This is a genomic window from Microbacterium sp. SL62, from assembly GCF_026672635.1.
GTDB lineage: Bacteria > Actinomycetota > Actinomycetes > Actinomycetales > Microbacteriaceae > Microbacterium > Microbacterium testaceum_A.
This window is the reverse complement of sequence record NZ_JAPPRM010000002.1, coordinates 134,845-148,263: the sequence shown is the minus strand read 5'-3', so window position 1 is coordinate 148,263 and position 13,419 is coordinate 134,845. Positions and strand designations below refer to the sequence as shown.

19 protein-coding genes are annotated in these 13,419 nt (G+C 66.4%); all 19 read left to right on the top strand.

Annotated elements, in window-relative coordinates; all coding sequences use genetic code 11:
- Positions 1-121 precede the first annotated feature (121 nt).
- The 19 genes from OVA26_RS16695 (at position 122) to OVA26_RS16605 (ending at position 13,330) form a co-directional block, all read left to right on the top strand.
- Positions 122-484, top strand: coding sequence for a hypothetical protein (locus tag OVA26_RS16695; RefSeq protein ID WP_268105129.1), 363 nt, complete (start codon positions 122-124; stop codon positions 482-484).
- Complete coding sequence (locus OVA26_RS16690) at positions 484-930, top strand: hypothetical protein (RefSeq protein WP_268105128.1); 447 nt, start codon at positions 484-486, stop codon at positions 928-930. Before OVA26_RS16695 ends, OVA26_RS16690 begins: the two co-directional genes overlap by 1 nt.
- Entirely contained in the window at positions 927-1,409 is a 483-nt protein-coding gene (locus OVA26_RS16685; protein ID WP_268105127.1) for a hypothetical protein, read from the top strand. The genes OVA26_RS16690 and OVA26_RS16685 overlap by 4 nt, the downstream gene beginning before the upstream one ends.
- Entirely contained in the window at positions 1,406-1,987 is a 582-nt protein-coding gene (locus tag OVA26_RS16680; protein WP_268105126.1) for a DUF3846 domain-containing protein, read from the top strand. Before OVA26_RS16685 ends, OVA26_RS16680 begins: the two co-directional genes overlap by 4 nt.
- A 5-nt stretch (positions 1,988-1,992) precedes the next feature.
- Entirely contained in the window at positions 1,993-2,949 is a 957-nt protein-coding gene (locus OVA26_RS16675) for a DNA-processing protein DprA (protein WP_268105125.1), read from the top strand.
- Positions 2,950-3,193: 244 nt separating this feature from the next.
- Positions 3,194-3,595 carry a hypothetical protein gene (locus OVA26_RS16670; RefSeq protein WP_268105124.1) on the top strand — a complete coding sequence of 134 codons (402 nt, stop codon included), beginning with the start codon at positions 3,194-3,196 and terminating at the stop codon, positions 3,593-3,595.
- A 40-nt stretch (positions 3,596-3,635) separates the two neighbouring features.
- A complete protein-coding gene (locus OVA26_RS16665) occupies positions 3,636-4,118 on the top strand; it encodes a hypothetical protein (protein WP_268105123.1) in 483 nt (160 codons plus the stop codon).
- 44 nt (positions 4,119-4,162) lie between these two features.
- Positions 4,163-4,633 (top strand): hypothetical protein, encoded by a 471-nt coding sequence (locus OVA26_RS16660; protein ID WP_268105122.1) that lies wholly within the window; start codon positions 4,163-4,165, stop codon positions 4,631-4,633.
- Positions 4,633-5,115 carry a DUF7768 domain-containing protein gene (locus OVA26_RS16655; protein ID WP_268105121.1) on the top strand — a complete coding sequence of 161 codons (483 nt, stop codon included), beginning with the start codon at positions 4,633-4,635 and terminating at the stop codon, positions 5,113-5,115. Before OVA26_RS16660 ends, OVA26_RS16655 begins: the two co-directional genes overlap by 1 nt.
- Positions 5,116-5,117: 2 nt before the next feature.
- On the top strand, positions 5,118-5,771 hold the full coding sequence (locus tag OVA26_RS16650; RefSeq protein ID WP_268105120.1) for a hypothetical protein: 654 nt from the start codon (positions 5,118-5,120) through the stop codon (positions 5,769-5,771).
- A 56-nt stretch (positions 5,772-5,827) separates the two neighbouring features.
- Positions 5,828-6,247, top strand: coding sequence for a hypothetical protein (locus OVA26_RS16645; RefSeq protein ID WP_268105119.1), 420 nt, complete (start codon positions 5,828-5,830; stop codon positions 6,245-6,247).
- A 208-nt stretch (positions 6,248-6,455) separates the two neighbouring features.
- Positions 6,456-6,734 carry a hypothetical protein gene (locus OVA26_RS16640; RefSeq protein WP_268105118.1) on the top strand — a complete coding sequence of 93 codons (279 nt, stop codon included), beginning with the start codon at positions 6,456-6,458 and terminating at the stop codon, positions 6,732-6,734.
- A 333-nt stretch (positions 6,735-7,067) separates the two neighbouring features.
- Positions 7,068-7,502 (top strand): hypothetical protein, encoded by a 435-nt coding sequence (locus OVA26_RS16635; RefSeq protein ID WP_268105117.1) that lies wholly within the window; start codon positions 7,068-7,070, stop codon positions 7,500-7,502.
- A 15-nt stretch (positions 7,503-7,517) separates the two neighbouring features.
- Positions 7,518-8,804, top strand: a complete 1,287-nt coding sequence (locus OVA26_RS16630) for a replication-associated recombination protein A (RefSeq protein ID WP_268105116.1) — start codon at positions 7,518-7,520, stop codon at positions 8,802-8,804.
- 2 nt (positions 8,805-8,806) lie between these two features.
- Entirely contained in the window at positions 8,807-9,283 is a 477-nt protein-coding gene (locus OVA26_RS16625) for a hypothetical protein (RefSeq protein WP_268105115.1), read from the top strand.
- Positions 9,280-9,867, top strand: coding sequence for a hypothetical protein (locus tag OVA26_RS16620; protein WP_268105114.1), 588 nt, complete (start codon positions 9,280-9,282; stop codon positions 9,865-9,867). The genes OVA26_RS16625 and OVA26_RS16620 overlap by 4 nt, the downstream gene beginning before the upstream one ends.
- A gap of 115 nt (positions 9,868-9,982) precedes the next feature.
- Positions 9,983-11,929 (top strand): DHH family phosphoesterase, encoded by a 1,947-nt coding sequence (locus tag OVA26_RS16615; RefSeq protein WP_268105113.1) that lies wholly within the window; start codon positions 9,983-9,985, stop codon positions 11,927-11,929.
- Positions 11,922-12,686, top strand: a complete 765-nt coding sequence (locus OVA26_RS16610) for a CPBP family intramembrane glutamic endopeptidase (RefSeq protein ID WP_268105112.1) — start codon at positions 11,922-11,924, stop codon at positions 12,684-12,686. The genes OVA26_RS16615 and OVA26_RS16610 overlap by 8 nt, the downstream gene beginning before the upstream one ends.
- Before the next feature lie 281 nt (positions 12,687-12,967).
- Positions 12,968-13,330 (top strand): hypothetical protein, encoded by a 363-nt coding sequence (locus OVA26_RS16605; RefSeq protein WP_268105111.1) that lies wholly within the window; start codon positions 12,968-12,970, stop codon positions 13,328-13,330.
- Positions 13,331-13,419 lie beyond the last annotated feature (89 nt).

The following is a 13,419-nucleotide window of genomic DNA, read 5'->3' as shown; positions in this document are numbered from 1 at the left end:
CACCCGAGGCGGCGAATCAATTCCGAAATCATTCCGCGAATCATTTCCGCGCATTGTCCTCCCCGCACCCGTCGCCGCCCCGGCGGCTGATGGGTGCGACGAACACCCCGAAGGAGGGGCTATGAAGACCCCCGAATGGATCGCCGACACCCGCTTGGTGGCGCAGCCGTCAGGCACCTCGACTCTCTACCTGGGAAACGAGACGGTGTTCAACATCCAGCGCCATCACGCCGACGACATCCGGAAGGCGATGATCGTTGCCGTCCGTGACGATCGTCAGAGCGCCTCCGATTTCGACCCGAACGCCGCGCCCGCTCGCACCTTCGAGAGCCCGCTGGCGGAGGCGCTGCACGGCTGCCTGATGGATCGGGAGACACCTGGTGCGACACGTGCGGCGACGTGGGTCGCCGAGAACGAAGCCGACCGTCTGTGGGACCACTTCGTCGGGCCGTTGCTGGATGCGCTCGAGCAGGTCGCACGCTGATGGCCGCGCGAAAGAAGTCGCGCACGCCCCTCGCTCTGGCGGCAGCTGAACTCGACCGCCGGTTCGGAAAGAGCAGCGTCTACGGCCAGCCCAACGAATTCGACGAGGTCGGCATGACCCTGGCTCTGGCACGCGGCGACGTCGACAGTGACACCGTCATCGAGATGATCGCCGCGGCGATCAAGGACGACCGCGCACACCGTCCCGCGGTTGAGACCGACGAACAGCGCGGCATCGTGCTGAGTGCCCTCCACGACAAGCTCCACGAGACCGAGCGGTACCTCATGGGGCCTGCCCCCGGTGAGACTCCTGCCCCCGAGGAGGACTGCTGCGACTACCACCGCATGAGGTGGCAGCGCGACCGCGAAATCCGCCAGTCCCTCCTCGCGCGCAAGAAGGCCATCAAGACAGCCATCCGTCAGTTCACGAAGGAGATCCCGTCATGACCTCTCCCGGCGCACAGCCGGGGCTCACCGGGACCCCCGACCAGTGGTGGGAGAACGCCGAGCCCATCACCGAAGAAGAGGTCGCTGATCGCGTGCTCGGCACGTGGTACATCACCGCCGAAACGCGGAACAGGGAGCACACCGGTGCCTTCCGTATCGCTCTCCCCACAGCGGCTGGCAACCATCAGCGCCGAGACCAGCTCCAACGTCGCGCGTACGAGAACGGGTTCAGACCCACCGACATCTCACCCAACGTCCGCGCCTTGATGCGCATCGCCGTCGCACGCGAGCCGTGGATGGACGCCGCATTCGTCTTCGCCACCGACCCGGACACGAACGAACGAGTGCTGTGGCGCCCGAAGAACGGGCGCTGGGTGCTCGTCAGCAACGCCAGCCGCTCCTGCAGCGAAGCCGCGATGGCAGATCTCCGACCCGTGATCGCCGTCATCACCGAACAAGAAGAAGGTGTTTCCGAATGACCCGCATTCGCGCATACCGCGTCCCCGCGGACCCGACTGACCAGCTCGAGCTCGTCCACTTCGACACCAACGAGGCCGTGCGTTCCCTCTCTTCGTTCGTCGGCGGACACTTCCAAGCAATCACCCTCGCGCGGGACGTGACGCTCTGGGTGAACGAGGACCGGTCCACCATCGAGCCGGTGTGGAACCAGCGCGTGCAGACTCTCTGGGACATGACCTTCGGCGCGGGGACGGACCACCTCGTCGGGCAGGCAGTCCTCACCGGCGGCGTCGATGCCGCCGGGGAGACTCTCGGCCTCACGGACGCGCAGCTCGAGCACATCGAGGGCGCACTCGGCGGGCTCGTTCGCGTCAAGATCGAGAACACCTACGAAGACGGCCACGAGTCGGAACGCACCTACGCGCTCACCCCGCCGGAGGATCTCGCCGACCTCGACGACTGGTGGGATACCGCCGTCTACGACGTCACGGGAGACGGGCACGGTGCAGAGCACCCCTCGCTCGGATCGCTCCACGACGCCACCGTCCTGGCGGGTCCATCCGGCCTCGTCGGCAAGACCTGTGAGTTCGGAGGTTGAGTCTCGTGGGCGAGAAGCTGCTCGATGAGCTCCGCGCGGCACCTGGCGTCCTGGAGACGCTCCAGAAGATTCGGCCGGGCGACGATCACGACGAGGCGCTGGCGCGAATCGCATGGTCCGTCATCGCGGAGCCGGATGATGAGTGCATCGGGGCGGCCATCACTGGGCTCGGCGCCGCCGGTGCACTTCGCGACATACGCCCTCTCGAGGGCGCAGGAGAAGCGAAACGCCGCTCACACATTCGCGCAGCGTCCGCGGCCATCACGGACGCGTGTGCTCTCGGCGCTCGCCTGGTCATCCCTGGCGACGAGCACTGGCCCGCGGGCCTCGGCGACCTCGGTGACAGAGCCCCCTTCCTCCTCTGGGTGCGCGGTGACATACGCCTTCTCAGCGCTCCGTCACGAGTTGCCATCATCGGCGCCCGCGCTGCCACGGCGGCTGCCGAGTCGCTGGCTCGTCAGATGGCGGAAGACCTCGCCCGCAGCGGAGTGGTCGTCGTGGGCACACTCGGATGGGGAATCGGAGGAGCCGCCCACCGCGGCGCCCTGGCTGTCGGTGGCCCAACCGTTGCGGTCGCAGCGACAGGCCTCGACAAGTCCCACCCGCTCGGCCACAAAGACCTGGCCGACGAGATCGCCTCAGCCGGCGCGCTGATCAGCGAGCTCCCCTTCGGGGCCACAGCCACCAAGTGGCGGTACCTCGCACGCCAGCGGGTGATCGCGGCCATGACCGAAGCGACCGTGGTGGTCGAAGCGGGCTGGCGGTCCGACAACATTCGCGCAGCGGAGCACGCTCTCTCGATCGGCAGAGTCGTCGCCGCAGTCCCCGGGTCGTGGCAGAGCGCGGCCTCGGCGGGCACATTCCGTTTGCTGAAGGACTTCGCCGCACGACCGGTGAACTCAGCCGAGCACGTGCGTGAGCTGCTGCCTTCTCTGAACACCACGGACGCGCCCGCGTCCTGACGACCCGTGACGGTCACCCTCCCTCGTAACAGAGGGGGGTGACCGTCACGCCTGCTGAAGGAGACCCTCATGAGCCGCGATGACCGTGACCAGCGTGGAGGGCACCCTCGACGAAAGTCCGACCTGAACTCCTGCATGTGCTGCCCGAACCTCCCTCGGCACCCGAGGAACCGAACCCGACGCCAACGTCAGCTCGACCGCTTCGAGCGGACCGCCGATGGGCGCCCCTGACGAGGAGATACCCGTGATGTTCGCGAGCAAACCACCCCGCGTCGACCGCTTCCCCTTCGGGGGAGTCATGCCCAACGGTGAGGTCGCACGTCGCTTTTCGACAGCCGAGGAGGCTCAGAAGTTCGAGGAGAAGACCGGAGGTGCATTCCGCTGGGATTACCGCCCGCGATCGCTCCCTCCGCAGACGAATCCGACGAACCCCATCCTCGTTTCGTTCCGTTCTGCGCTCCAGCATGACGGTCTGACCACGATCTCGTGGTGGCTTACGGAACTCGACCCGGAAAACGTCGACAACCCTGACTGGGAAACCTGGCCCGTGATCTTCGATGCGACATCTGACGAGCGGGACCACGCCCGACGCGTCCTTGAACGTCTCGAAGGCGCCGGTGGCACTCCGCCCCACGGCCTCATCTGAAACACCGACCCACCCCCTCGACAACACCGAAAGCAGAGTCATGTCCAACTTCATCGCCTCAGCCCGCACGAACCGATTCCGCGTTCGCGACATCGATGCTCTCAAGGCTGACCTCGCCACCTACGGCGTGGAGGCTGCGACGTTCGACGACGTGAACCGCGGAGCGGAGTTCGTCCTCGTTGACGAATCCGAGCAGTACCTCGCCGGGTCGGTCTCTCTGTACTCCTTTGGCGCATGGCCGTCGTTCGACGAAGACGGTATAGCGATGCGTCTCGACCTCGATGACGAGACCCCTGTCCCCGACAAGTTCGAGAGCCTCCACGCTCTCGTGGCCTCGCACCTGGTCGACGGTGAGGTGGCGATCTTCATTGAGGTCGGCGCCGAGAAGATGCGGTACCTCGGGGGCGTAGCCCTGGCGGTGAACGCCGCTGGCGAGACCCGTCGCGTCGACCTCGACGACATCCACGGACTCGCACAACAGCTCACGGCCGCGGACCAGTCCATCTGGCGCGCGGACAGCTGAGCGACCTGCCCCACCCACCGTCATCGTCCCAAAGGAGACCCACGATGCCCGAAACCATCAACACCCCCGCCTTCCTCAAGCTCACTCCGACGGTGCCGAAGGGCTCGCCCGCCGTGCGCATCAACGCCATGTTCGATCAGCGCGCCGGCTCGTACGCCACGGCGAACCTCACCGTCGAGAGTCCGGTCGAGTCGATCACTCCGACTCGACTGGCGAAGATGCGTCTGGGCGCGCTTCGTCGCGATGCGCTTCGCCTGCAGCTCGGCGAAGAGAACGCGGTACTCGCCCGTCGCGCACCCGTGAAGTCCTACTTCCGCGGGACCCCCGGCCGTGCTGTGGCGGAGAAAGCCCGCCTCGAGCCGACACCCGAGCACCTCGAGAACGCCGGGCTCGTCTACAGGCTGGCCCGCATCGTCGGCGACTACCCCGTCCAGGCCGTGTCCCGGTGCTTCGGGCTCGAGGTAGCGGATGCTCACCGCTGGGTGCGTCTGGCCAAGAAGACCGGGGCGATCTGATGAGCACCTTGACCTTCCTCGCGCCCCCGGCTCTCGCGCCGGCAACGGACGAGCAAGTGCAGCTGGCCGCAGTCCTCGCAGTCGAGCAGAAGAACGCGACCACCTCTTCGTCGGCTCCCGAGCGAGCCTCGGTGACCCGCACTCGCGTCCTCGTGGAGACGGCATTCGCATCGGACGCCGGACACGGGGTCACCCTGGACCAGGTTTACGCGCGCGAAGCGCTCCGTGACAGCCTGCTTCGCGGCGAGGCCCCCATCTCGAGCCAGGTCCTGTACGGGCAGACTTTCGTCCTCGACACGAAGAACCCGGCCGAACGCGACATCTGCAATCGTGCCGCCGAGAGCTGGATGCCGCTGGTCGACCGCGTCGTCGTCTACGTCGACCGAGGCACCAGCGACGCCGTGCGAGCCACCGTCGAACGCGCGAAGGCCATCGGCGTCGTCGTCGAGGAGCGGACCCTGGACTCCTGGAAGCGAGGCTGACGGTGGTCACCCGCACCGCGCCGAAGAAGTACGCCGACGCCCGTCGCACGAAGGTCACCAAAGAGTGGGCCGAGTGGGACAAGGCTCGCCGAGAGGAGATGCTGGTCGACGGCCCCACGCAGCTCATGCAGGGCGGTATCGACCCGGCCGCCTACTTCCCGGAGCAGTACGACGCTGCCATCCCCGAAGAAGGGGCATGGATCCTCGTCCTCGAGGAGCCGCAAACCGTCATGCGTCAGCACTTCCGAGTGCCTCTGCTCAGTATGTGGCGCGCGAGATCCCACACCCTGAACACGGGCGCTTTCGTGCTCGGCGGCAAGGGCCCCAAGGTCTACCCGCAGCAGGCCGTCATCCAGACACCCGCCGGTGACCTGCACCTCTGGCCTCACGAGTACCGCATCGTTCGTGACCCGATGGCTCTCGCCTCGGGCCCTGACGCGACCCTCAACTCGCTCGGAGGGGAAGCGGTCCTCAACGAGGACGAGCGGTTCTACCTGATGTCCCGCGGGATCAGCCACCAGGACGCCACCCTGATGCTGTTCGGCAAGATCGAATCCCTCGATTTCGTCTACGTCACCTTCCCGGAAGAAATCACATCGATCCTCGAAGGCGTGGGACAACCCCTCCATCGGCACCTCGCGCTGAACCCGCGATGACACGACCGAGAGGGGCCGGCATCCGCTAAGCCCCTCTCCCGGCCCCAAGGAATCCCGTGACCGACTCCCCCACACCCCCGAGCGAGATCGACGACGTAGACGACGCTGAGGACTGGCCTCGCTGCGACCACCGCGACGCCCCTTCCGTGCGCCTCACCAACGCCTCCCAGGTCGCCGGGTACAACCGGAACCTCCCGCACGTGGCTGCAACAACGTGCACCGAGCGCGCCTGCATCATGGACGCTCTCGCCTGGATCGAACGCAGCGTCGGCGAGCACGGCGTCTGGATCGACGCGAACGGCAAAGCCCACATCACGCCGCCGGCCCCGGCGCTCGCGTCGGCCAGCCCCGCCGAAACCTTCGCGCTTGAAGGTGACGAGTTCACCGCTTCGTGGGCATCGGTGACGCCTGAGCATATCGACCTCCTCACCGACTACGCCGAGACCCTTCTCGGCGCCCCCGACACCCTTACGTGACCGCAGGAGGCCCGGTGATGCCTAAGAAGACCCCGAATCCGCATCGTCGGGCGAACCCTGACTGGCAGAGGTCGCAGCATGCTCTCGGCAGCTCGAACGCGACCCAACCACATACCCCCGGCCCGAAGAAGGGCACCCGCGGGGTCCGCGACGACAAGGCGATCCGCGACCAGCGCGATCCCATCTGAAATCGACCCGAAAGCACGCCATGGACACCGATACCCCCGCCACCCTCGCACCCACAGTCTGGATCGTGGAAGGCGACGACCACGAAGTGCGCATGATCGAGGCGCTCACCGCGTCCGAGGCGATCGAGCAGGCCGCAGGCGAGTTCTCGGATCAGTACGACGCGCCGTACGACGAGGATCTCATCAGCGTCGTTGGTGCATTCGCGGGCGACTCCTTCGACACCGACACCCTCGTGTTCGTGCCCACTACGGGTGCGGAGGATGAGTCCGCCGCGCGAACTGCGCTCGATCAGGTCTGACCCTGACCGTCGGACTCAGCGCGATCGCTTCTTCTTCGGTGAGGGCCGCCTGTTGCGCGCTCGTTGCTTTGCCACGAACTCATTCGTGAAGGGGAACTCGACCCCAATTCGTTCCGCCCACGAGCGGTGCGTCTCCGGCCGAGATCCCGTTCGCGTCTCCCATGACGCGCGGATGCACGGGGTGCCCTTCAGCGCCGCGCACTCCGAGCACAGCTTCTCGTTCAGCTCATACGGCCTCGGCCCGACCGGCACCAGACGTCCACCCATCGACCCACCCGTACGCCCCTTGACCATGCCGCAACGCTATCGGTCGCCTTCACAGAAAGCTCCGCCATGACCCGTCTCACCCAGCACACGATCCCGGCCAGCGAACTCGCGGACATGATGGCGGACCCCGCACGGGGCATCTTCAGCCTCGTCGGCGGCAACGGAGGGCTCTCCCTCATCACGGGCGACATCTCCTCCTCCTCCCTGCTCTTCGGAGCCCTGTCCGTCGAGACCGAGCACGGCACCATCTACGTCGCCCCCGACGAAATGATCGTCGTCAGCGAGGCCGTCCCCTACGGCAGTGAGCACGAATGGCTTGTCTCCTGGGACATCGATTCGTATGGGGCGACACCCGAAGCGGCCGCAATGCGCGTCTGGCGCGAGACGTTCGGTCGCACGATCGCTTCGGATGACGACGCGTGCGTCTTCACCGTGACCGACAGCGAGACGAAGACCGTCCACCGCATCGATCTCAGCGAATACGCGCCGGACACCGTCTGAGCAGAGAGGACCACCATGGGCGCTCATCAGCCCCTGGCCGCGCGCATGCGGCCGAACACTCTCGCCGACGTCGTCGGGCAGGGCCACCTTGTGTTCCCGGGCTCTCCGCTCGAGCTCGTCACAAGCGGTAAGTCGTCGGCGTCGATCCTCCTGTACGGGCCACCCGGGTGCGGGAAGACGACGATCGCCGGCGTCATCGCCGAGAGCGTGCGCGGCAAGTTCGTCCAGCTGTCCGCCACGTCGGCCGGCGTCGCCGACGTCCGAAAGGTCCTCGCGGCGGCCGAAGAGGACAGCCGGGAGGGGGTTCACACAGTGCTCTTCCTGGACGAGATCCACCGGTTCACGAAGTCGCAGCAGGACGTGTTCCTCCCGGCCGTCGAATCCGGCGTCATCTCCCTGATCGGCGCGACCACGGAGAACCCAAGCTTCTCAGTCAACGCAGCCCTCGTCTCGCGATCGGTGATGTTGGTCCTCAAGCCGGTCCAGCGCGAAGACGTCGTGGTTCTCCTTCGACGCGCCCTCGACCAGGATGCGGAGCTCGCCGGTCGCGTCACCGCTGCACCTCCTGTGCTCGAGGCTCTCGCCGACCTGGCCAGCGGTGACGTTCGTCAGGCTCTCGGCCGACTAGAGACCGTCGCCGAGACCACCCTCGCCCGCGGGGACAGCGAGATCACGATGGAGGTCCTGCAACAGGTGTCCGGGAACGCTCTTGCGCGCTACGACCGCCAGGGTGACCAGCACTACGACGTCGTCAGCGCCTTCATCAAGTCGATGAGGGGGTCCGACCCCAATGGCGCCCTCCACTGGCTTGCCCGCATGATCGACGCCGGCGAGGACCCTCGCTTCATCGCGAGGCGCATCGTGGTGCACGCCAGCGAGGACGTCGGTATGGCGGATCCCACGGTCCTGCCGGTGGCGATCGCCGCCGCCCACGCCGTCCAGCTCATCGGGATGCCCGAAGCGCGCATCAACCTGGCCCAGGCGGCGGTCGCCGTCGCCGTCGCGCCAAAGTCGCCGGCCGTCATCGACGGGATCGACCGCGCTCTGCAGGACGTTCGCTCTGGTCGCACCGGGGAGGTGCCCACACACCTTCGGGATGCTCACTATCCCGGCGCGAAGGCCCTCGGACACGGCGTCGGATACCTCTTCCCCCATGACTTCCCCTTCGGGGTCGTCGCCCAGCAATACCTCCCCGACGCCGTACTCGGTACCGAGTACTACTCCCCCACCGCGAACGGCTTCGAGAAAGCCGTCGGCACACGAATCGACGCCATCGCGCGTCAGACGCAGAAGGAAGGCTGACCATGACGACAGATCTCGCTCCCGATCAGAGCCTCTCCGAGATCTCCGCGGCTCTCAAAGAGGCCGAGCATCACCTCTCGACAGTGAAGACCGGCGTCGACGAGCTGCGTGCGCGCTTTGCGCGAGCTGTCCTCGAAGAGTCCTACCCGGACCACCGGCTCGCCGTGTTCGCCCGCTACTGGTACGAGGACAAGCCCGTGCTCATCCAGCTGCTCGGCCCCGACGGCGTCCCGGACATCGACGACTTCGAGTCAGCTGCCATGGCCGATGAGTTGTCGGGTGCCCAGATGCGCGCGTGGGCCAGCGCCAGCGAAGCCGTCGCTGCCATCGGTTCCGACGATGACCTCAGTGCCTTGCTCGAGCAGGGCGAGGAGCACGAGGACTGGATCGAGTTCGACCTCCCCCTGAACGCCGATCACGAATCGAAACCGCTCCCCTCGAGCGTGGGCGGGGCACAAGACGAGAAGGAGACGCGATGACCGACCAGCAGGGCAAAACTCCCCTCGGCAACGATGAGAGCCCCACGACCGAGCGGACCGCTGTGTTCATCGCCGATCCCCGCGCCGCGGCGCTCCTGCTCACGGAGACCGTCGAGAAGCTTATCGAGTCGAGCGACATCGAACTCGGCATCATCGATCTCTCCACTGTCCCGGGTATCGCGGTGGCGAAAGCCTTCGACAACAGCGGCGTCCCCTTCGAGTCGCTCGAGTACGGGCAGTCAGACCACACCGACCTCGCCCCCGCGGAACCCTCGACGTCGACACCGGTCACCGCTGACGACGCCACGCGCCTTCGTGCTCTCGCCTCGGCGGAGCATGCCGCCCCGGTGGCCGAGCTCGGCGACATGGATGCCAACATCGTGCTCATCCCCGCCATCAGCGGTGGTGGCGACAACGCGCGTCTGGATCTCAGTCCCCAGACGGTGACCGGCGCCGTCTTCGTTCAGATCGAAGCCGCAGGCCGTGACGTGCTCATCGTCGATGCTCCCGAGCGTGGCCTGCGCACCTCCGGTGATGGTGATTACCAGCGCGCCATCATCCGGGTGCAGACGGAGGACGTCTGAACAGCGGATCGATCACACGCAAGAGCGCGCCGTTTCTCCTCATTTACGAGGGGATGCGGCGCGCCCTTCGCCGTAGACTGCCCCATACCCCTGTATTTCCGCGAAGGAGCGCCCTATGACCAATCCCGGATTTACCGGATCGATCAACAACGGCAACGAACCGTTCGGCGGGTTCGAGGACAACTCCCTGTTCGGCATCCTGGCCCGCAATCGCGGGTGGACCAGCGAGTTCCTCGTCTCGATCAACGACCCCACCCACGACGAGCTGAAGGACGTCGGTCGCATGGCCGACGAGCTCGAGCGCATCCGCCTCTCCGGCGAACAGTTGGTCGTCCTCCCCGACTTCGACATGGACGGCATCACCTCGGGCACCCTCGGGTGGGCCGGTCTCAACGAGCTGGGCTTCAACGTGCGTCTGTACGTCCCCGACTACCAGCGCGGACACGACGTGACCGTCGAGGCGATCCAAGAACTCCGCGCACAGTTTCCCGACGCGACGGCGATCATCACCTGCGACGGCGGGATCAACAGCAACGAAGGCATCGAGGAAGCGCGACGCCTGGGATTCACCACCCTCGTCACCGATCACCACATGGAGCTGCCGCCTGGCAGTGTCGCTGACATCGCGGTGAACCCCGTGCGGATGGTCGAGACCTACGCGCACGACGGAATCTGCGGGGCGTACGTACTGCACCAAGTGCTCATGGCGTACACGACCCGCTACCAGCCTGCCAAAGAGGGGGCGATCGCGAAGCTGAAGCTGTTCGCCGGGATCGGCACCGTCTCCGACGTCATGCCGCTCCAGTACGAGAACCGCAAGATGGTGCGCGACTCCCTCTCGCTGGCGCGCCTGCTTTACGTGCCCATCCCTCTCGACGACACAGAGACACCGTACAACGTCGAGAACAGCACCCTCATGATGCTGCTTCGCTCGCAGAAGCACCACCCGGCGTACGTCTCGGTCTTCGAGGGTTTCGCGCTGATGATGCAGGCGTTCAAGGAGCACCGCAAGCCCGTGCTCGACAGCGAGGGAAACCCGGTGCTCGACGCCCAAGGGAACCCCACCTTCAAGACGGGGAAACTTCGCACCCTGGGGGAGCTGAACGAAGAGTTCTACGCCTACTACCTCGCTCCCGCCTTCAACGCGATCCGTCGCATCGGTGGTTCCATGAACGACGCCTTCGGCGCGTTCTGTGCCGCCACAGCAGCCGAAAAGATGGCGCACGCGAAGGCCATCATCGCCGGGAACGAGCTGCGGAAGGAACTCAGCGCTCAGTACATCGAGAAGCTGTGGACCGAGGACCAACCGCTCGCCGAATCCGGCGTCTACTTCACGGACGCGCCGACCGGGATGCTCGGCCTCATCGCCGGGTCCGTTCTGCAGGACACAGGGTGGCCTGTCGTGGTCGTCCAGCGTCCAACGGATCCTTCCGCACCGCTCGGGGGCTCAGCTCGAGCGCCCTCCTGGTTCCCGATCATCACGACCATGACACAGCTCGGGTTCACCGCCGTCGGCCACGAGCAGGCCTGTGGTGTCCGCGCCAGCAACCTCGACGAACTCACCCTGTTCGCCGAACTTCTGCGCGACGCGGCCTCCGGCATCCACGCCCGGATGCTGGTCAGCGGTGAGCTGGACGTCACGCAGGGCGCCGACCTGGTCATCGGGTCCGCAGATGACTGCCATGCGCCCCTGGGGGACACCGAGGACCTGATGGACCTCACCCTTGGGATCGAGTCGATCGCCCCATTCGGGCACGGCTTCGAGCGGCCCACCATCGAGCTCGTGATCGATCTGACTCGATGCTCCATCTCGACGATGGGCTCGCAGAAGCAACACGTGCGGATCATCCTGCCGAACACCATGAAGGTCCTCTGGTGGAACGCCGCCGAGCGGGTCTCAGAACTGCGCGAGCGAGCGCTCAGCCCGACTCCGGGAGAAAGTGCACTCCGCGTGCGAGTCGACCTATCGATCAACTCGTTCCGCGGTACCCAGTCGGTTCAGGCAGTCATCGCCCACGCCGTCGAGGGTTCTCCTACACTTCTCGAGGCTTGCAGTGCCTGAACGCGAGGCCACGACTTCCTCCCACGCCCTTCGGGGCTGGGGGAAGACCATCGTGGTGGTCCTCGCGGCGCTGGCGGCCTACGTCGCCAGCGCCCTCGCGGTCACTCTGATCACGGGGGATGGCATCCTCGGCGCCGCCGTATCGAATATCGCGACAGCGGTGCTCGCCCTGCTTTACCGGCGACGCGTCACCGGTACCTTCCGGCCGCCGGCGCTCTCCGCTCGCGCGCGCACAGCCGAGTTCTGGCTGGCAGCGGGCGCGGGACTCGTCGCCTGCTGGCTGTTCGGGCAGGCTGCGGCGTCTTGGGTCTACTCGAGCTGGGGCTCCGAGGGGTTCGACGCCGTGAACGCAGCGCGATTCGCCGGGCCCGCGGCGCTCGTTCTGTTGACGGGTGTCCTCCTCGCGCCCCTGGGTGAAGAGGCTCTGATGCGCGGGATCGTGTTCTCCGCGCTCCGGCGACACTGGTCGCTACCGGTAGCAGCGGTCGCCTCGAGCGCCGTGTTCGCGGTGCTTCACGGGAACCTCGTTCAGATCGTCCTCACGCTCCCTCTCGGGGTGCTTCTCGCCTACGTCTACGAGGGAACGCAGCGCCTCTCCCCCGTCGTGCTGATGCACGTGGCGTTCAACGCGGCCGCATCGTTCACGCCCCCGTCCTTCGTGGCGGCGATCACCAACCCCATCGTCTGCGTGATGCTGGCTCTGCTGACTGTTCTCTCGATCATCATGCTGTCGCCAAAAGCGTCAGCTCGGATGTGAGGGCATCACCGCACGAACGGTGGGCGCGCTGCGCGCGATTCAGATGGCAGCTATCGCTGCCGATTTGGCGGGGTGTGGGCTGTCGCCCCACCCCGCCAAGGCTTGAGCGCCACACGGCGGCCACGAACGGGCGGTGCCGTTCGCGTCTGATCGCCGTGCGAGCGACTTCGTGGTGACCGGACGGCCGGTCACCCGGGTGGGTGGGTGAGGAGGTGTTCCAGAAGGACTGGGTAGAGTCTCCTCACAGGTCTTTCGCACCATGAGCCCAGGAGGTGAGAGCGATGAAGATCAGCCCCACCTTCTACAACGAGGACGGCGAGCTTCTCGCTCCCCGCTCCATCGACGTGAAGCGCACGAGAGCCCTTCCGGGCGGTCCCATCACGATCGATGAGGGGTTCTACCACCTCATCAAGCTCGAAGGTCGAACCGCACGCGAGCTCGCCGATGCGCGTCAGCGCTTCATCGACACTCTGTCGACCGCCCGCACGGGTCGTGTCGTCGAGGTGCGCGAGTACCAGGTCACGATGGACTCCTACGTCCGAAAGGGCCTCGAGATCGCCTACGTTGTCGAGCCGCCGCTCGCAGAGCGCACGCGTCGGACTGCCGCTGAGATCCGCGTCGCGCATCTCGCCGCGCGCTTCTGACCCCCCCCTACTCCCCGAGCCTCCCCAAGCGGAGGCTGCCTGGGTACCCATCGCGGGAGGCTCTCCATAGGGCCTCCCGCGCATTCTTC